We start from the raw sequence: 19255 nt of genomic DNA on the forward strand, positions 1-19255 counted from the left end.
GACTCGGGCACCGCCCGAGGGTACGATGTTCGCTCACCCGCTTCCGCTACACCTGGAGCATCCGATGTGGGTCCTGCTCTCTATCGTCACGGCCGTGTTCTTCGCCCTCTCGTCGGGCCAGGCCAAGGCTCTCTCGCGGAGATCGCACGACTACGTCGTGACGTGGGCGATGATGGTGCTCGGCGTGCCGCTGACTGGGCTCGTGCTGGCCGTCCAGGGCATGCCCGAGATCGAGGACGGCTTCTATCTCGCGGCGATGGTCAGTGTTCTGCTGAACACGGTGGCCGTGACCCTGCAGGTGAAGGCGCTCAGGCTCTCGCCCCTTTCTCTGACGATGCCGTTCCTGGCGTTCACGCCGCTCTTCATGCTCGTGACGAGCTCGTTCATCCTCGGGGAGTTTCCCACGGCGAAGGGGTTCGCAGGGATCCTCCTGATCGTGGCCGGCGCCTACTCGATCAACCTCGACCGCCTGAAGGACGGCGGCATCACGGCGCCGATCCGAGCCATCGGCTCCGAGCCGGGCAGTCGGCTGATGCTGGCGGTGGCCGCCATCTGGAGCGTCGCCGCCGCCTACGACAAGGTCGCGACCGTCGCCAGCTCGCCGGCGTTCTACACGACCTTCTTCGGAGTCGTCTACGGCGTCATCTATCTGCCGCTCTTCCTCATCGGACTCAGACGGTCCGAGTCGCCGAAGCGCGCTGTCCCCGGACTCTTCCTCCTGGGAGCTCTCTCGGCCGGGATGATCCTCGCGCAGATGACGGCCATCGAGATGACGATCGCCAGCTACGTCATCGCCATCAAGCGCTCGGGGATGGTCCTGAGCGTCTTCCTCGGCTACTTCTTCTTCAAAGAACGGCACCTGCGAAACAGGTTCGCAGGCGCCGCTCTCATGACCCTCGGGGTCGTCCTTCTGTCCATCTGACGGTCCGCGACGCGGGGTCCGTCACATAGACTACTTCAACATGACCATCTTGCGCTCCACGCTGTAGTCGCCGATCTCGATGCGGTAGAAGTAGACACCCGAGCTCATGCGCTTCCCGCGATCGTCGCGCCCGTGCCACACCGCCATGTGCGTGCCGGCAGGCATCGCGTCATCGACCAGGGTCCTCACGAGTCGACCGGACAGGTCGTAGACCGTGATCCGTACGGGCTCTCCGGGCGCGGGTACCTGGTACCGGATCCGCGTCGTCGGGTTGAAGGGGTTCGGGTAGTTGTAGCTCGCGAACGGCTTCCCCGTCTCTCCGTCGATCCCCGTCGGACACTCCGTGTACGTCTCCGTGTGCGCTTCATCGGTCCACGGCACGTAGTCCACGAGTCCGTAGAACAGACTGTCGCCCACGCAGACATCGCCCCAGTAGTTGTAGTCGGCGTCGACCGGCACCGGTCCCGTGTTGAAGACCTGGAAAACGGAGTTGTCGTAGATATCGTTCGCGTCGGCCAGCGTCCGTCCGATCTCAGGACCCGGATCACCCGAGACGTTGACGCCCGAGAAGCCGTTCGAGACGATCTGGTTGCTCTCGAGGAACGGAGTCGACGAGTCTGCGACCGCCACACCGTTCGAGTTGCCGGTGACCGTGCACTCCGAGAGCGTTGGCGTTCCGCCGTACTTGAAGCTCGCTCCGGTCCCCGCGTTCTGGAACACGCAGTCCTCGATGAGGAGATACGATCCCCAGCACTCGAGTCCGGCCGTCGCCGTGCCCAGTCCGTCGATCGTGAATCCGGACAGACGAGTGAGATCGCTCTGGCCGGTCGCGGCCACGATATTGCCGGACCCGCTCTGGATCGTCGTCGCACCAGGACCACTTGAGCTCGCCACGACGACACCGTCCTTCAGCGTGATGTTCTCGGAGTACGTCCCGGCCGAGACGAGGACCGTGTCGATGGCGCTGGCCGCGTCGATCGCCGCCTGGATCGTAGCGTAGGTCGTTGGGACGTCCAGGACCTGGCCGCTGCCCATGACGACCGTCTCGGAGTACTGGCTCTTCTGAGAGGCCGCGTCGGAGGCCGCCAGTCTGTAGAAGTACGTCGTACCGGGGTCAGGTGACTCGTCCGTGAACGTCGTGTCGGGCGTGAACCCGACCAGGAGGTTCGAGTCGAGCGGCGGCGAGATCGGTACGGTATCGCGGTAGATCCAGTAGCGTCTGAAGTCGCTCTCGCAGTTCTCCTGCCAGTTCAGCACGATGTCGGGACCGACCCACTCGGCGGTGATGCCCTGGGGCGGCGAGGGCGACGGGTCGATGCCGACGCTCTCCGATACGAGACCCCGCCATCCGGTGTCGTAGACCGGCAGGATCGAGTAGAAGTAGTTGTCTCTCGGGCAGTCGGTCGTCTGGAGATCAACGAACGTCGTCTCCGATGCGGCCGCCCAGCCGACCGAGTCGGGCGGGTCGACGACGGTCGAACGCTCGATGACGTAGTAGTCGACCGGGCCCGCCGCAGGACTCCAGGCGAGTTCGTTCGCTCCCTCGCTGAAGCCGATCTGGAGGCCGTCGGGCCCATCGTAGCAGACCTCTCCGGTCGCCTTGTTCGAAGGCGCGCCCTCGAGCCCGCCGAGATCGACGGCGGAGACCCAGTAGTTGTGCGGCGAGCACGCGGGAACGGTGATGTCGACGAAGGTCGTCCCGGGCGCGTCGACGGTCGTGAGGAGGGTCGTCGGGACCTGTGTGGTGTCGCGGTAGACCACGTAGTAGTCGACGTCGGCCCTGGTCGGAGGCGGGCTCCACTCCAGCTCGATCGAAGCGCCGATCTCCGCCAGCTCCAGGTTCTGCGGTCCGACCGGGCATCCGATCCCGAGAGCGCCCATATCGAGTCCGCCGAAGCCCGTCCCGAGCGTGGGCGACGAGGCGTGGACCGAGTAGTCGCCCGACGCGGCGTCACAGAAGTCGGGATCATCCGATATCGACCCTGTTCCTGCGGAGCACCCGTCGTAGTTCCCGGAGCTGTTGCCCCACACGTCGTTGTAGCTGTTGTCGGGAGTCGAGCTCGAACAGGTGATGCCGTAGCCGCCGTTCGAGGCGACTATGTTGTCGCGCACGACGTTCCCGGACTCGTTCGCCATCGAGAGACCGTCCGAGGTGTTCCCGGCGATCGTGCAGTTCGTGACGTCGGTGTCCGAAGAGGCGAGACTGATGCCGGAACCCCCGTTGTCGTACGCGGCCACGTAGCGAATGAAGCACTCGGGGTTGTCGGGGTCACTGATGTAGATACCGTGGCCCGTGTTGTCGTGTACGCGGCAGTATTCGATGACGGCGCTCTCCTCGGTCACGGAACCCGTGCCGGAGACGACACCGATACCTCTCCAGCAGCTCTCCACTTCGCAGTTCCGGACGGTCACGCCGCTGTTCCTGAGGTAGAGCCCGTACGACATGCCGCCCGAATTACGAACAGTGAACCCGTCGATTACGATGTGGTCGAGTCCGGAGCAGTCGACGACGTGACCGGAGCCGCCGCCGTCGATGATCGTCGGATAGGCGTCGGGATCGCGCTCCGAGAAATCGGCGCTGTAGCCGCCGTAGATCGAGACATAGTCGGGGACGTTGAGCGTCTCGTAGTACGTTCCGCCCGCGATCCGGATGATGTCGCCGCGCTGAGCCGCGGTCAGGGCCGCACCGATCGTCCCGTACTCGTCCGGGACCAGGCGCTCCTTCGGAATGTGAGCGTTGACGGGGCGGTAGTTGCCGCCGCCGATGCCCGAGACGCCGTACTTGATGTAGAAGAAGCCGTTCTGACCCCAATCCTTGCCCCAGCTGTTCTTGACGATCCAGGCGCCGGCGCCTCCGCACATCGAGTCGTCCCAGCCGACGATGAGGACTGCATGTCCGCCCTCGGGCGAACCTGTCGGCTCGTAACAGCCGCTCGTGTAGCCGTAGAGATCGTCGTAGACCGTCATGCCGGTCGAGACGGGTCCGTAGGTCTCGACTGCGTACTTGATGGCGGCGGTCGAACTGGAGACGAACGAGTAGTCGTCGATGATGGCTACCTTGTCGCACTGGTTCTGCCGGCAGCTCGTGCCGTTCTCAGCACGATAGGGGTAGCATTCCTCCGTGACGCCGCCGGGGTCGACGTGGAGCTTGTAGGCCTCACCCGACCAGCCTCCGTCGCAATCGGAGCCTGCGAAGTTGCAGTCGATCGACTGCTGCTCGGAGAGGTCGAGCACGACACCCTCGTTGATGCGGATGTGCGCCTCGGTGGCCCCGCAGGCCGCGAAAGCCCAGCACGAGCCGCAGTCGAGCTGGTCGTCCGCGGGCGTGACACCGTCGTAGTCGCGCCAGTCGAAGGAGCTCCGGTAGGTGCGCTCTTCCACGCCGGGAGCGGGACGGAGCGTGTCGAAGATCGCCTGGATGTGAGGCGGCGTTTCGTTTCCAAGAAGCGCGCGACGCCTCTCGGGTGAGAGCTGCGAGATCGAGGTCGGCCCCGCCTCCCAGTCGAGCCCCCTCTCCTCTATCCGCTGGCGTATCGCTGCTATGTACTCGGCCTCCTCGGGCGTCATCTCGCGCTCCTCGGCCGGCGCGACCGAGACGCCGAGCGCGAGCACGGCGGTCACCAGAAGAACGCCGGTGAGCACTGTACGGGCAAACGGGTGTCTCAACATGACGGGTCTCCCTCGAGCGGGCGGTGGACAACGAACTGCGGAAGCGGCATACGCCGACCCTCCTCCGCTCGCGAGGGTCGCGACCGGTCCGCGCATACTTGCATTATGCATTTTAGCATGAAAACGGTCCGGATTCAAGAAAGCTCGGTCTCCCGAACTCCCTCCCGGGGCCCCTTTCCTTGACAAATGTAATGAGTAGCATACTCCGTTCCCGGTTGTGTTCGGGGGGTCGCGCGGCCTCCTACCCTCTCGAGCTTTGACGGGTGCGGTCGCTGCTGGTACGCTCGTCGCTCTATGCCAACAAGCAGACTCCCAGAAAACCCGGATGCCCTTGTCGTCGGCGCCGGCACAGCGGGAACGACCGTCGCACGGCGCATTGCGCAGGCCGGACTTGAGGTCGTACTCTGCGAGCGTGCGGCCGAGAGAGACGTCGGACGAAAGGTCTGCGGCAACGCCCTCTCGGACGACGGTCTGGCCGCGCTCGACGAGCTCCCGGAACGCCCGCGCGGTCCGGAGATCGCGGGGATCCTCGACGGCGGGACGCTGTGGCTCCCGGGACGCCGCGAACACGTGCGTATCCCGGTCGGCGGCATCGTCCTCAACCGGGTCGTCTTCGGACAGCGTCTTCTGCACGATGCGGCTCGGGCGGGGGCGGTCATCGTCACCCGCTGCACGTGCGCCGGGTGGGCCGACCGGACCCGGGGATCGATCGCGGTCCGGTCGCACGACGGGCAGCTGACCGAGCTTAAGCCGCGCATCGTCGTCGACGCCTCGGGCTATGCCTCCGTCCTGACCCGAGGCGGCGGACCGACCCACCCGTACGCCGTGTCCCGGGCCGACGTCGGTATCGGATACCGCCGGGTCGTTCCTCTTCTCGAGCCGCTGGAGGAACCGACCGAGGGGCGGGTCGTCCTGGGACCGGAGGGAGCGGGCGAGGGATACGGCTGGGTCTTCCCGGTGAGCGACCGTCTGGCGAACGTCGGTCTCGGCGGTCCTCTCGCCTCGGTGGGGAGCGGCATCAGACGGGCCTTCGACCGGTTCGTGGCATCGGAGCGTGATCTGGTGCCGGGCGGTGCGATCGACCAAGGCGCCGGCATGCTGCCGCTCCGCCGGCCCATACCGAGCCTCGTCGGGGACGGCTTCCTGTCGGTGGGGGACGCCGCGGGACAGACGAGTCCGCTCCACGGGGGCGGCATCGCGCCGTCGATCCTGGCAGGCGCGGCCGCGGCGGAGACGGCCGTCCGCGCCCTCAGGTCGGGAGACACATCGGCCGCCTCACTGTGGGACTACAACGTCTGGTACATGCGCGACGCCGGAGCCCGGCACGCGGCTCACGACATGCTTCGGCGCATCCTCTACTCCCTCTCCGACGACGATCTCGCGTATCTCACCGTCGCGTTCGCACGGGCCGGCCTCATGATGGGAGCGGTCCGGCACGGGGGCCTGAGACCCCCGATCCGGGAGGCGCTCGGCGTGGCCGGTCGTGCCCTCAGACGACCCGGTCTGACGGCGTCGCTCATCAGAGCGGGACGCTTGGTCGACCGAGTGAGCCGCCTCCATCGCGACTACCCGACCACACCCGAGCGGCTCGACTCATGGATCGGCCACGCGGAGTACCTGAACCGCGCCCTCACGAAGATGCTCCCTGGAGGTGCACGATGAGCCGTCACGGCACGGCATGCGCGGCACTCGCACTTCTCCTGGCGGCCGTCTCTGTCGCCTCGTGCCGCACCATCCTCGTCCGAAAGAACAACAGCCTGAACGGAACAGCGCTTCACGACCTGGGAACCGCGATCGCCATCGCGAACGACGGTGACACGATCATCATCGGCGAGGGCACCTGGGAGGCGTCGCCGGACGAGCTCGTGGAGGAACTCTGCGGCAACTGCGAGGAGCACGCGACCCGCGTCGAGGCGTCGGCGGGCTTCGTCGTGCGGGGGAAGGCCGTCCACCTGGTCGGTTCTGGAACCGGGAGGACAGTGCTCAGGACGAACGCGGGCTACGGTCTCTACTTCGAGGACAGCGACGGCTCGTCGGTCTCCGCGCTCACGATCACGGGCGGCGTGCGCGACAGCGACGGAGCGGCCACGGACGGCGGGGTCGTCGCGAGAAGGAGCCGGGTGACCATCACCGGCGTCGAGATCGCCGATAACACCGACCGAGCGGACGAGGTGGTCGTCGGCATCGGCGGCGTCATCGGAAGAGAGGGCTCCGTGCTCGCCGTCCACGACTGCGTCATCAGAAACAACGGCTGGGACGGCGTCGCCCTCTACCGGGGAGCGACCGCCCTTGTCATGGACACCAGAATCTCGGACGGCCGCGGCGCGGGCGTGGGCGTCACGTGGGACGCCGCCGCCATCGTCTGCCGCAACGAGATCTCCCGATACTGGAAGGGCATCGGCACGTTCGGAAGCTCCCGCGCTGTGATACGGAACAACATCGTGCGCGACAACCTCGGCTGGGGCGTCGTCGCCACGGGCACGTCCACGATGGAGGCGGCCAACAATGTCATCGTGAGAAACGGGAACTGCGGATTCGCACTCTGGAGCGATGCCGCGTCCGGTCTCTTCACGAACAACGTTGTCGCGTGGAACGGATGGAGGGACGAGTGGGTCTGTCCGAGGGTCGGGATCTGGATGAACGGCGACCCCGCCCACATGCCGCTCGAGTACAACGACGTCTGGGCCAACGTCGAGGGCGACTACCGGGACATGGACGACCTGACCGGTACCCTGGGGAACATCTCCGTCGAGCCGGCGTTCGTCGGGTCGCTCGACTTCCGCCCGCGTGCGGTGTCGCCGCTCGTCGACGCGGGAAACCCCATCTTCACGGACCCCGACGGCACGCGCTCCGACATCGGGATCTCCGGCGGTCCGGCGGCCGCTCCTCCGGGCGCGCGGCACGAACGGAATGACTGAAGGCACGCCTCCCGGGGCGCTTCTCCCGGCTGCTCCTACCCCTTGTACTGAAGCTCGTAGAGCCTGTAGTAGTAACCGCGCTCGGCCAGCAGCTCCTGGTGGGTCCCCTCCTCGCAGATCCTCCCGTTGTGCATCACGAGAATCCGGTCGGCGTGCTGGATGGTCGACAGCCGGTGTGCGATGACGATCGACGTCCGGTCCTCGAGGAGACGGACCAGCGCGTCCTGGATCAGACGCTCCGTCTCGGTGTCGATGTTCGACGTCGCCTCGTCGAGGATGAGCACGAGCGGGTCGAATGCCAGGGCGCGGGCGAACGCCAGAAGCTGTCGCTGTCCCGTCGAGAGCGTCGACCCTCTCTCTCTGACCTCCTCATCGTACCCGCCGGGCAGTCGCTCGATGAAATGGTCGGCGTGGACGTGACAGGCGATCCTCTCGAGGTCATCGTCGCCGACGTCGTCGTTCCCCAGACGGATGTTCCCCTTGATGTCGCCCGCGAAAATGAAGACGTCCTGCATGACGAGACCGAGTCTAGACCTCAGAAGGTCCTTCGGCATGTCGCGGATGTCGACCCCGTCGACGAGGATCCTGCCCGACCTCACATCGTAGAACCGTTCGAGCAGGCTGATGATCGAGGTCTTCCCGGCCCCGGTCGCTCCTACGATCGCCACGGTCTCGCCGGGCTCGACCTTGAACGAGACGTGCTTCAGGACGTACTCGTCGTCGACGTACGCGAAGCAGACGTCGTCGAACTCGATCCGTCCCTCCGCGTGCTCGGGAATGACCGGGTCCTCCGGCTCGGGGATCATGTCGTCGTTGTCGAGCAGCATGAAGATGCGCTCCGAGGAGGCCATCGCCTGCTGCATCGTGCTGTACCGCTCGGTCAGGTTCCTGATGGGCCTGAAGAACATCTGAACGTACGACAGGAACGCCACGAGCGTACCCAACGAGAGCGTCGTGCGGAGCACCTGCCCGCCGCCGTACCAGATGACGAGACCGATGGCGATCGCGCTCGCGAGCTCCATCAGGGGCATGAACATCGCGAAGACGCGGATCTGCCGCATCGCGGCGAGGAAGTTGTCGTGGTTGATCTTCCGGAAACGCCGCATGCTCTCGTCCTCGCGGCGGAATATCTGGGTGATCCGCATCCCGCTGATGCTCTCCTGCAGCGTCGCGTTGATGATCGCGACGCGCATCCTGACCTCCCTGAACGCGTCCCTGATCTTCACGCTGAAGACGACCGTCGCCCACGCCATGAACGGCAGGACGGCGAAGCTGACGAGCGCCAGCCTCCAGTTCAGTCTGAGCATGAGGACGATCACGCCGATCAGGATGAAGACGTCTCGCAACAGCATGATGACGATCGAGGTGAACATCTCGTGCAGCACCTCGATGTCGTTCGTTGCGCGCGTCACGAGTCGACCGACCGGGTTCTTGTCGAAGAAAGAGAGCGAGAGGCGCTGCAGGTGGGACAGGATCTGCATGCGGATGTCGTACATCACCCGCTGCGACGTGAGTTCCATCATGTTGATCTGGAAGAGCCGCACGACGAACGAGCCCAGGAGGATCCCGATGATGATGAGGGCGATGCGCCCGACGCCGTCGAAGTCCTCGGCTCGGACGGCCCGCAGGTCCTCCTCCGAAAGCTGCGAGAGCATGTCGGTCGGGATCCCGACGACCCCCTCGCCCGGCACGTATCCCTCCCGCATGAGCTCGCGACGCTCGATGACATCGCGTTCAGCGAGGTAGTAGTCGCGCTCGCCGATGAGTCCGGCCTCGCGGACGCGCGCGACCTCTCTCGGATCGTAGCCGGAGAGCGTCTTCGAGCGGACGAACCAGGCCTCACCGACGCCCGCGTCCGCATCGACCGGAACGAGATCGCTCCGGTGCTTCTCGATGAAGGGACTCGCGACGTCCGGGGGAGCGTCCGCCGGCGTGAGGAGGCGGGACGTAGCGACGATGTAGTCATCGATCGCGAGGCGGGTGAGATACGGCAGAGCGAGCTCGGCTCCAGCGACGACGACCAGGATGACGACCGATACGACGATCAGCCGAAGGTACGGCCTTGCGTACGTCACGAGCCGCCGGACCAGCCTCTGGTCGTACGCCTTGCCGAGGATCTCCTCGTCGTGGTAGTCGTACGCCATGCCTAGACCCCTGGATCCTCTCGGTCCATCTCCGCCTCGAGCAGCTGCCGTTCGTAGATGTCCGCGTAGAGACCGCCCATCTCCGTAAGCTCCTCGTGTGTCCCGCGCTCCACGATGCGCCCGTCATCAAGGACGATGATCTCGCCGGCGTGCTTGATGGACGAGATGCGGTGCGAGACGATGATGCTCGTCCGGGTGCGGAGCGCGGAGGTGAGAGCCTGCTGGATCCTCTCCTCCGTCGCCGTGTCGACCGACGAGAGCGCGTCGTCGAGAGCGACGATCGCCGGGTCCACGATGAGCGCCCGGGCGATCGCCACCCGCTGCTTCTGTCCGCCGGAGAGTGTCACGCCGCGCTCGCCGAGCTTCGTCTCGAACCCCTCCGGGAACTCCTCGATCTCGTCGAGGACCCCGGCGATCCGGGCGGCCTCACGCACCTCCTCCTCGCTCGCCGAGGGTCTCCCGAACCGGATGTTCTCGCGGATCGTGTCCGAGAAGAGGAACGTGTCCTGCGGGACGTAGCCGACCGCGCCGCGGAGTGAGGAGAGTCTGAGCTTCCTGACGTCGTGCCCGTCGACGAGTACGACACCCTCCTGCGCCTCGTAGATACGAAGCAGCAGGTTCATGATGGTACTCTTTCCTGAACCGGTGCGTCCGAGGATGCCGAGGGTCTCCCCCGCCTGCACCCTGAAGGATACATCGGCGAGCGCCGGCTCGAGCTCCTCCTCGTAGCGGAATGTGACCTCGCGGAACTCGACGTCGCCGCGGATCTCGCCGGGGTCGTACGCGTCCGGTGCGTCCTCGATCTCCGGATCGCTCTTGAGGATCCGGTTGATCCTCCCCATCGAGGCCGCGCCGCGCTGCATGATGTTGACGACCCATCCCATCGCCATCATCGGCCACGTGAGGATCGCGAGGTAGCTCGTGAAGGCGACGAGGTCGCCCGCCGAGATCGTTCCCATCATCACCTGGCGGCCGCCGAAGTAGATGATGATGACGACGCTCATCGAGGAGAGGGTCATGATGAACGGGAAGAAGGCGCCCCAGACGCGGACCAGGCGGATATTCTTTCTGATGACCTCCCGGCCCGCCTCGGCCAGCCGGCCGAGTTCGTAATCCTCCCGGACGTAGGCCTTGACGACCCGGACGCCGGAGATGCTCTCGCGGACACGCTCGGTCAGCTCCGAGAAGGTCTCCTGCACCCGCTCGAAACGTCTGTGGAGCATCTTGCCCGCCCGGAGCGTGAAGAGCGCGATGAGTGGCATCGGGATGAGCGCGAGCCCGGTCAGCCGGACGTTCAGCGCCAGCATGAAGCCGATGGCGGCGACGCCGAGGATCATGGCGTCCACGAGGGCGACGACGCCGAAGCCGCACGCCATTCGCACCGCGTTCAGGTCGTTCGTGGCATGGGCCATGAGGTCGCCCGTCTTGTGCTCCGAGTAGTATCGTGCGGAGAGGCTCTGGAGATGTGAGTAGATCTCGTTCCTCAGGTCCTCCTCGATGTGGCGGGAGGTCCCGATGATCAGATAGCGCCACGCGAAGCGGAAGACGGCGATGCCGGCCGCCAGCCCCGCGACCAGCAACGCGTAGTGGAAGAGACGCTGCTGGTCACCCGTGCCCGCCGTGAGATCGTCGACGGCAAGCTTGATGATCCGCGGGATGACGAGCTGCATGGCGTCGACGAGGAGCAGGGCGAGCACGCCCCACACGACGGCCCGCCGGTACCGGGAGAACCGGGCGAAGATGCTCCGCAGACTCCCGCCTGAGGAGTTCCTGAGTCCGTCGTCATTCGTACTGGCCACGCTGGTCATCCCCAAAAAGAGGCCCCGCACGGGGTGCGGAGCTCGTGAGGCGTCGCGACCGCCGGTCGCGTCTCAGGTGAGACCTCGCCAGTCTATGCCATACGGACGGACCCTGTCAACGCGCTGCGTAGCGCCGCATTCACCGATTGCGCCGCCACCCCTCAAAGGAGTAGAATGGTTAATGGAGCATCGGCGCGCGCGACGGATGGGCCGCCGGAACGCGCCGGGGCCCGCACGGAAAGGGGGCTGTGACATGGCGCGTACTGCTATCGCTGTTCTTCTGACGGTCGGTCTCGTCTCGACCGCTCTCGCGAACCCCATCCTCGGCGAGTGGTTCTACGTCGACTTCGACCCGCCCAACTACCAGCACACGATCGAGCCCGCACCGTACACACCGGCGGAGGGCTACCTGGTGCTCAACCTCGAGTATGCCTGGCCGCAGGACGCGACGGCCGTGTCGTTCCGCGTCGACATCGTGCCCTGGCCCGATGCTGAGCCTGCGTTCGAGGCCCTCCAGCCGTTCTCCATCACGGAGGGCACCTGGAGAGAGGGCGTGACACTCAGTCTGGGTGAGTGCCTCGATCTGAGCCAGCCCACGCCGGTCGCCAGATTCTCCTTCATGTATGCGGGCGGAGCACACGACGTGTTCATTCTCGACCACCCGGACTATCCGCGGTGGCTCCTCGACTGCTCCGACCCTCCCGAGTTGAGGATGTACTGCGTGTACGCCAACGGCGCGGTCGGCAAGCCGGACTACATCGGGGGTGACTGCGCAGGCAACCCGGTCGAGCGTAGCTCCTGGGGCACGATCAAGACGATGTACCGCTGACCGTCGGGGCAGGATCGAAGTACAGAAGGTCGGATCCGCTGACGGCGGGGAATCACCCGTCGGGGCGGCGGTCCGATCAGGCTCGCTCGACTAAGGAGGGAGCCGGACGATACGTACATTCGCGTGTCTTATCGTGTTCGCCGTGACCGTGTCCTCCGCCTTCGCCAATCCCGTCTGGAACGACGAGGTGGTCGTGGAGTTCTCCGACGGCCAGAACTGCGTTTGGCCCCACCCGGGTCAGGTCATCACGGCGAGAGTGGTCCTCACGGAGCCGGGATACGCACAGGACGGCATCACGGCCTTCGCGTTCCGGATCGACCGCACGTTCGGCGGCTTCGTCGTGGAGACGAGGAACCTGCTGGGCGGCTTGATGATCGGCTCGCTCGAGAGTGAGGGCGTGTCCGTCGGCGCCGCAACCTGCGTGACTCCGGACGGACAGGGACGAATCCCGATCGTGGAGATCGACTACTTCTACGACGGGATGCCGGGACTCCTGTCGGTGCTCTGGCACGTCGACGAGGGAGCGACCTTCGTGGACTGCGACCAGAACTACCACACCTGGTACAACGACTCTGAACGGAACGTCGGCGGGGTCGGGATGGAACCCCCCGGCGGCTGCTACGAGTCGCCCGTCGCGGAGATGTCCTGGGGTGCCGTCAAGGCCCTCTACCGGTAGACGAAAACGGACCCGCCGCGGCGCAGCGCCAGAAGACTGTCACAGGCAAAGCGAAGGGGAGACCGTGAGGTCTCCCCTTCGTTCGCCGGCGGGCCGCCTGGCACACGACCCTCGCAGACGATGTGCGTCAGCCGCGAACGCCGACACCTCCATCGTCCGGACGCCGGCGCTCGGCAGAGCAATACACCAACGCTCACTCCGATGTCAATGGCATATTCGAAGCGCGTTCAGTCCCGCTTCACGGCGCTGACCGCATACTCCTCGTAGAAGATGTGGCGGACACCCCGCCGGCTTCCCAGGAGAAGGCCGACCTCGACCTCCCCCGTGTGTCTCCGAACGAGGCGATACCGTCCGTTCACAAGCGCGAACGTCTTGTCCAGCAGGATCTCGCGTGCCGGGAAGGGCGGATCGGCGACCCCCCCCTGGATGCGGACGGGCCCGCCGTCGATGGCCGAGACCCACACCGTGCCGTCGAAGTGGTCGACGTCGCGTTCGAGCGCCTCGACGTCGAGACGTATGCACTCCTCGCCCTCCATCCTCTCCCGCCCTGCGACGGTCACCCGGTAGTCATCCTCGCTGATGAACGGGCCGACGAGGCTCTTCAACCGGTACTCCCCCGCCGGGTAGCGAAGGTCCGACGCGAGAACCGTCCTCTCGAGCTCACTCCCCCGGACGTACGAGAGGACGGCGGTCGCGGTGCGGTCCTCGCCGTCGTCGCACGGCTCGATGACCACCTGGCGCACCGTCAGGCTCTCGACCTCAGATGCGGTCAGGTCGATCCCAGCATTGTAGGCGGCGAGCACGTCCGCGACGGCCGGCAGTTCGCTGCCGTCGGTCGCGCCGGCGGCCGCCGCGAGACAGAGAAACACGCCGATCATCAGAGTCCGCACCGTGCCTCCCTCCTGGTCGCTCGGACTCTAGGCCGGGCCGCGCGCGCTGTCAAGACGCGCGAACGGAGGCAGTCGGACCCGAGTCGAGCGGTCAGACCCGACGAGCTCCACCGTCGACGCGCTTGACCCGCACCGCGCCCACGGCGATACTGGTTCGGGTCTCACGTCCGAGACTGAGAGGGAGAGGGCACCATGATCACAGTCCGCACAGGAACGGCTCTGTTCGTCGTCATGCTCATGGCGGCGGCTGCGGGAGCCCGGACCATCACCCCGTCGGACACGCTCGTCGCGACCGTCCGCGCGACGGTCGAGGAGAGCAGGTTCGGCTCGTCGCTCGCGGCAGGCGACCTGGACGGCGACGGCCGAATCGAGCTGGTCGTCGGCGCTCCCGGTCTCTCCTCTGTCGGCGGGGCGCCCCTCGCGGGCGCCGTCTATGTTCTCTCTCGACCGTTTCCGGCCGTCCCGGACGCTCCGTTCGTCCGGTCGGGCTCCGAGCGGGACCAGTTCGGGGCCGCGGTCATCGTCGACGACCTGACGGGCGACGGGCTCGACGACCTCATCGTATCGGCTCCGGGGGCGTCCCCGCGTGGACGCGCGGCGGCGGGCGCCGTCAACATCTGGTTCGGGCCCGTCGACTCCCCGCGCGACCCCGACGTCACGGTCGAGGGCGCGCTGCCGGGCGACCGGTTCGGCGTCGCGCTCCTCGTGGCCGACGTGACGAACGACACCCACGCGGACCTGATCGTCGCGGCGCCCCGCGGGGGGTCCCCGGACAGAGTCGGTTTCGGAACGGTCTCCATCATCCCGGGCAGGACGCTCGCCGCGCTCTCCGGGCCGGTCGGAATCGCCGACATCGCGGCCGCGACCGTCAGAGGGGACGCCCGGGGAGACGCGCTGTCCGCCGTGACGTCCGGCGATCTTGATGGAGACGGCCTCCTCGAGCTGATCGTCGGCGCCCCTCACGCCGACGGCGACGACTACGACTTCGTGGACGCCGGTCGGGTCGGCGTCTTCACGCTCGAGCCCGACGTGAGCGACACGCTCCTTCTCAGCGAGGGCGCAGCGCTCGTAGACGGACCTGATGCGCGCGGCTTTCTGGGGGCCGCGCTCGCCGCGGCCGACCTGACCGGGGACGGGAACGACGAGCTCATCATTGGAGCGCCGACCGGCGGGAGCAAGCGCTACGGCGGGCTCGTGTCGGGACAGGCGTACCTTCTGTTCGGCTCAGAGGAGGGTCTGCCCGTGCGGACGAAGCTGGCGGAGAGCGACCCGACTCGGTTCTACTCTCACCGCTGGCAGCTTCTCGGCGCCGCCGTCGCTGCCGAGGACCTGGATGGCGACCGGACCGGGGACCTCGTCCTGGGAGCACCGTTTCTCCCGTGCGATGGTGAGGAGACGCGATGCGGGGGCGTGTTCTACTACCGCGGCAGCCTGCGGTCCGTCGTCGCCGCCAAGGCGGGTTCGGCCGACCGCGCTGAAATGGTGTTCCTCGGGGAGCTTCCTGACGGTGGCGCCGGTGGAGCGCTCGCGACGGCAGACCTGAACGGTGACGGAGGGTCCGAGCTCATCGTCGGTGCGCCCGAGGCGGCCTCGCTCGACGAGGGTCCGAGGGCCGGCGCCGTCCACGTCATCGACTCGGCCGCCTTCGTGCGATAGCAGGTAGGAGTTTCCGCGGGCCGTATGAAGCGCGCAGCGGGTTCATCGCTCGATGACCTCGACGGTGTCCCCCGGTGAGAGAACGTGGTCGAGACCTACCTCCTGCCCTTCGTGTCGGGCGGACGGTCCCCAGATCCTCGCCCGCTCCGCGGAGGCGGCCAAGTCCTTGTGGATCGTCTCTGCAAGATCGAGGACCGTCGCGCCGTCAGGTACCGCATAGTCTACGGGATCGTCCGGCTCAGCCGGGTTTCTCGCCTTGATGACGATGCGTCCCACGAACGAGCACAGCGCCTCGCCGATCCTCGAGCGGACGCCTTCACCGAACGGATGCGCGAAGATGAGCGCCCCGCGCGCCCGTGTCCGGAGCTCATCGAGCGAGCCCGCGTCCGCCTCGTCGGCCCGCGTCGCCACCAGGACGGCCGGGCGCGCGTGCTCGCCGGAACCGATGCCCGCCGCCCCTGCCGGATCCCAGACCGCTCTCGTGTCGAGCTCCGTGAGACGCTCACCGATCACCCAGAGCACGAGTTCGAGGTCGGTTCGAAGGTCGACGACGACCGCGAGAAGACCGGCGTTCGAGACGGCCTCCTTCAGCCCGGCCGCATACGAGAGACTTGAGACGGGTTGGTCGTCGGAGAGCGGCGGGAGGTCGACGAGTTCGAACTCGTAAGCACCCACCGACATCATCCCGACGTTCGGCACGAGTGTCGTGTACGGATACGTCGCCGTCTCCGCCGGCGCGCCGGAGAGGGCGCAGAAGACGGTCGACTTCCCGGCGTTCGGAAGGCCGACAAGACCGACCTGAGCCAGTCCCCTCTTCCTCACGGAGAAAGGGTCCTCGTGGACTTCGCGGGATCCTCTGACGGCGATGACGCGTTCGAGCTCACGGACGCGTCTCGACAGCTTCTTGCCCAGCTCCTGGTATGGACCCTTGTACTCCGGCCAGTCGGCGAGATAGCCCCTCAGGATCGCGATCTCCTGATCGGGGGTCCTGCCCTTGGTCTCCTTCTTGATCTTGACCCGGAGGTCCTTGTGCGACATCGGCACGGCATCGTCCTCCACGATCCTCTCCCGCGGCGGCAGAACGGTCCGCTCGATCGGGCGACCGGAACTCCCGGTCGGGGTCACGTCCCGCTCAGCGGGAGACGCTCCCGACCCTCTTGTCGGCGTTGAAGATCGTCCAGTAATCGTCCTCGCTTGCCTCCGCCTCGTCCTCGCTGAAGCCGACGCGCTGCATGACGCGTACAACGAAGGCGTCGGCGTCCCGCTCCTGGTTGCGGCGGTCCGCTTTCGCCAGGTAGTAGTGCCCCCACTCGTGTGTGACCAGATACCAGGTACCGGTCACCGCCACCTTCGGGGCCCTGGACGCCATGTGATGGAGGTTGTGCACGAACCCGAAGTCGTAGACTGGGATGATGGCACGGTGCTCGTCGTCGGTCAGCGTCACCTGACCGCCCGTCGTGTCCCAGTGTCTGAGGCGCAGCGACCTCGAGGAGTAGGAATCCCGGATACGGAGCGCCCGGTAGACGAGCGTCCCCACCTGGCTGTGGACGGTCGCCATGTAGCGGAACCCGGAGCGGACCCGCTTCAGCCACGCGACCTCGCTGTCGAGCTTGGTGCTCACGTTCTGCCTCCGCACAGGGCCCATCCGGAACCTCGGACCGTCCTGAATCATAGCACGAAAAGGCGGGGACGGCACGAAGGCCGCCCCCGCCTGTGATGTTCGTTCGACATGCGCAGGAGAACCCGGTCGCCCGCCGGGCCCTGCTACTTGAGGACCATCAGCTTACCGCTTGCCGTCGTTCCGTCGATGTTGAGACGGGCGAAGTAGACGCCCGTCGCGACGGGCCGGCCCGTGCTGTCGAGACCGTCCCACCTGACCTCTCCGGGACCGGCCGGACGGTGGCCGTTGACCAGGGTGCGCACCGCGCGTCCCGAGACGTCGTGGATCGTCACCTCGACACGCCCGCCGCCGGTCGGCACCGTGTAGGCGATCGACGTCGATGCAGCGAACGGGTTCGGTGATGCGGGCCTGAGCGCGAATGCGTACTCGCCGCCCTCCTCGACGCTCGTCTCGACCTGTTCGGCGTCGAACGTGTAGGTCATATCGTTGGCATTGTCCGTCTGGTTCGAGACGACCATCACGACCTCGCTCAGGCCGTCCCAGCCCTCGACGGTGATGTCGCCGTTGCCCCACGGGTTCAGGCTGATGTCACCGTATTCGCTGGTCGTCCCGCCTGACGTCTTCTGCAGTACGGACGCGCCGTTCGGGGTCGAGAGCGTCGCCGGACCGTCGTACGCCAGATGCAGACCGGTCCATCCGGTTCCCGGGTTCGTGAAGCGGATGAAGTTCATGCCCATGTGATCAGGTCGGTAGGTGCTGTACGGCTCGCCGTCGACGATCGGGAACATGCCGAATGTCCGGGTGATCGAGACGAGCGGCCACGAGGCGCCCTCCGAGTAGTGCGCTCCGTCGCAGCGCGAGCCGGTGAACCAGTTCCACATGGCGAACTCGTGGAACTGCTCCTCGATCGTGGTGCCGTAGTTCGCGAGCACCATGTCGAGGTACTGGTAGACCGAGCTGTTGCCGCCGCACGCGTTCCAGTAGTCGCTGACGACGCCGGGGTCGACGTTCTCGGAGAGGAAGATGTTCCAGACACACGTTCCGTAGATCCGGAGCCCCGTGCCGTCCTCCCAGTCGAGCGAACGGTACGTCGAGTTGAAGTAGTAGGGAATGTACTGCGTGTAGTCGTCGATGCTGTCGTAGACCTGCTCCTCGGCCCACACCGCGGTGCACTCCATGTACCAGAGCTCCTCGGTGATGTCGACGGCCATCTGGCACGAGTGGTTGAACTCGTGAGCGACCGTGACCTTCATCGGGTCGGTCGGGTCGGGATAGCCGAAGCCGGCGTAGTCGTTGTCGATGACCACGTAGCTGGTGGCGGCGTTGCCGCTTCCGGTGTAGTAGGTCGGCTGGCAGTAGCCGTAGACACCCGACAGGTTCTGGACGTAGATGTCGTACCGTTCGCACCCCCCGCCGCCGTCGGGGTCACCGGAGTCATCGGCAGGAGGGACGAAGCCCATGGCGGTCACTTCCTGATCGTATACGTACTCTGCCGCCGTGGCGACGGCGTCGCGGTAGGACGTGTTCGGCCAGTTGAGGATCTTGTGGGTGCCGCTCGTGTCGTAGTGGATCCTGAAGTGCTCAGTTGTGATCGACGCATCGCACGATGGGCGCGCACGCATCCGCGTCACGCGATCGGACACGTCGGCCGGGAGCTCCGGAAGTGCCCTGTAGATCTCGAGCGCCATCGGAGTGCCGCTCTTGTCGATGAGGCCGCCCCGAAGATCGGCATCGAGCTCGCCGGACTCGTAGAGAGCCTGCGCCTTCGCCAGGATCAGCTCGCTGATGTTCCCGCCGCGCTCCTGGAACGCCTGTTCGATCGCCCTGCGCGTGGTCATCTCCTCGACGTTCATCCTGGCACCCGCGCTCAAGGCGACGGCCAGCACCAGCACGACAACGAGAAGAACCGGAAGCTGCTTCCGCATCGCTCGGACCTCCATTCCGATCCAGTTGTGTCGGCCTACTATGCTTCCAAGTATACAGTGTAACACAACTTACATGCCGCGTCAAGTCTCTGGCCTCTCTCTCTGTGTATGAGATGCGCCGGGCGGCGGCGCGTCGCTCCCGCGGAGGGTGTAGCTCCCGACGTGGCGGAGGCCGAAAAAGGCGTGGGGGCCGGAAAGGCCCCCAC

Annotated in this window: 13 protein-coding genes; 6 read left to right on the forward strand and 7 right to left on the reverse strand. The window is 66.3% G+C overall.

The genetic code is table 11. The features are described from left to right. The first annotated feature begins 25 nt into the window (after nt 1-25). A complete protein-coding gene (locus GF405_00225) occupies nt 26-922 on the forward strand; it encodes an EamA family transporter (GenBank protein ID MBD3366579.1) in 897 nt (298 codons plus the stop codon). 30 nt (nt 923-952) lie between these two features. On the opposite strand, the gene GF405_00230 is transcribed toward GF405_00225, so the two are convergent. Beyond that, entirely contained in the window at nt 953-4702 is a 3750-nt protein-coding gene (locus GF405_00230; protein ID MBD3366580.1) for a T9SS type A sorting domain-containing protein, read from the reverse strand. A 183-nt stretch (nt 4703-4885) separates the two neighbouring features. On the opposite strand from GF405_00230, the gene GF405_00235 reads away from it, so the two are divergent. Both GF405_00235 and GF405_00240 read left to right on the forward strand, forming a co-directional pair. After that, nucleotides 4886-6253: a geranylgeranyl reductase family protein gene (locus tag GF405_00235; protein ID MBD3366581.1), complete on the forward strand. Its 1368-nt coding sequence runs from the start codon at nt 4886-4888 to the stop codon at nt 6251-6253. Continuing rightward, nucleotides 6250-7509: a hypothetical protein gene (locus GF405_00240; GenBank protein ID MBD3366582.1), complete on the forward strand. Its 1260-nt coding sequence runs from the start codon at nt 6250-6252 to the stop codon at nt 7507-7509. The genes GF405_00235 and GF405_00240 overlap by 4 nt, the downstream gene beginning before the upstream one ends. A 35-nt stretch (nt 7510-7544) precedes the next feature. On the opposite strand, the gene GF405_00245 is transcribed toward GF405_00240, so the two are convergent. Next, the gene (locus GF405_00245) at nt 7545-9653 is read right to left on the reverse strand and encodes an ATP-binding cassette domain-containing protein (protein MBD3366583.1); all 2109 of its coding nucleotides are present in this window, start codon (nt 9651-9653) and stop codon (nt 7545-7547) included. A gap of 2 nt (nt 9654-9655) precedes the next feature. Beyond that, entirely contained in the window at nt 9656-11461 is a 1806-nt protein-coding gene (locus tag GF405_00250) for an ATP-binding cassette domain-containing protein (protein MBD3366584.1), read from the reverse strand. Nucleotides 11462-11705: 244 nt separating this feature from the next. On the opposite strand from GF405_00250, the gene GF405_00255 reads away from it, so the two are divergent. Together GF405_00255 and GF405_00260 are read left to right on the forward strand one after the other, a co-directional pair. Continuing rightward, on the forward strand, nt 11706-12281 hold the full coding sequence (locus GF405_00255) for a hypothetical protein (GenBank protein ID MBD3366585.1): 576 nt from the start codon (nt 11706-11708) through the stop codon (nt 12279-12281). Nucleotides 12282-12414: 133 nt separating this feature from the next. After that, a complete protein-coding gene (locus tag GF405_00260) occupies nt 12415-12957 on the forward strand; it encodes a hypothetical protein (GenBank protein ID MBD3366586.1) in 543 nt (180 codons plus the stop codon). A gap of 227 nt (nt 12958-13184) precedes the next feature. Here the strand turns inward: GF405_00260 and GF405_00265 are convergent, their stop codons facing one another. Continuing rightward, a complete protein-coding gene (locus GF405_00265) occupies nt 13185-13847 on the reverse strand; it encodes a hypothetical protein (protein MBD3366587.1) in 663 nt (220 codons plus the stop codon). Between the two features lie 192 nt (nt 13848-14039). Here GF405_00265 and GF405_00270 point away from each other — a divergent pair, with 192 nt between their 5' ends. Beyond that, complete coding sequence (locus tag GF405_00270) at nt 14040-15503, forward strand: hypothetical protein (protein ID MBD3366588.1); 1464 nt, start codon at nt 14040-14042, stop codon at nt 15501-15503. Nucleotides 15504-15545: 42 nt separating this feature from the next. On the opposite strand, the gene GF405_00275 is transcribed toward GF405_00270, so the two are convergent. The 3 genes from GF405_00275 to GF405_00285 all read right to left on the reverse strand — a co-directional run bounded on the left by GF405_00275 (nt 15546) and on the right by GF405_00285 (nt 19064). Beyond that, nucleotides 15546-16562: a TGS domain-containing protein gene (locus GF405_00275; GenBank protein MBD3366589.1), complete on the reverse strand. Its 1017-nt coding sequence runs from the start codon at nt 16560-16562 to the stop codon at nt 15546-15548. A 73-nt stretch (nt 16563-16635) separates the two neighbouring features. After that, nucleotides 16636-17124, reverse strand: a complete 489-nt coding sequence (locus tag GF405_00280; protein MBD3366590.1) for a hypothetical protein — start codon at nt 17122-17124, stop codon at nt 16636-16638. 143 nt (nt 17125-17267) lie between these two features. After that, a complete protein-coding gene (locus GF405_00285; GenBank protein ID MBD3366591.1) occupies nt 17268-19064 on the reverse strand; it encodes a T9SS type A sorting domain-containing protein in 1797 nt (598 codons plus the stop codon). Between the last annotated feature and the right edge of the window lie 191 nt (nt 19065-19255).

The organism is Candidatus Effluviviaceae Genus V sp., from assembly GCA_014728125.1.
In the GTDB taxonomy this organism is placed as follows: domain Bacteria; phylum Joyebacterota; class Joyebacteria; order Joyebacterales; family Joyebacteraceae; genus WJMD01.

Coding starts and splice junctions, on each gene's coding strand:
- GF405_00240 (MBD3366582.1), top strand. CDS start 6,250: ATGAGCCGTCACGGCACGGCATGCGCGGCACTCGCACTTCTCCTGGCG.
- GF405_00285 (MBD3366591.1), bottom strand. CDS start 19,064: ATGGAGGTCCGAGCGATGCGGAAGCAGCTTCCGGTTCTTCTCGTTGTC.
- GF405_00250 (MBD3366584.1), bottom strand. CDS start 11,461: ATGACCAGCGTGGCCAGTACGAATGACGACGGACTCAGGAACTCCTCA.
- GF405_00225 (MBD3366579.1), top strand. CDS start 26: ATGTTCGCTCACCCGCTTCCGCTACACCTGGAGCATCCGATGTGGGTC.
- GF405_00270 (MBD3366588.1), top strand. CDS start 14,040: ATGATCACAGTCCGCACAGGAACGGCTCTGTTCGTCGTCATGCTCATG.
- GF405_00255 (MBD3366585.1), top strand. CDS start 11,706: ATGGCGCGTACTGCTATCGCTGTTCTTCTGACGGTCGGTCTCGTCTCG.
- GF405_00235 (MBD3366581.1), top strand. CDS start 4,886: ATGCCAACAAGCAGACTCCCAGAAAACCCGGATGCCCTTGTCGTCGGC.
- GF405_00245 (MBD3366583.1), bottom strand. CDS start 9,653: ATGGCGTACGACTACCACGACGAGGAGATCCTCGGCAAGGCGTACGAC.
- GF405_00230 (MBD3366580.1), bottom strand. CDS start 4,702: ATGCATAATGCAAGTATGCGCGGACCGGTCGCGACCCTCGCGAGCGGA.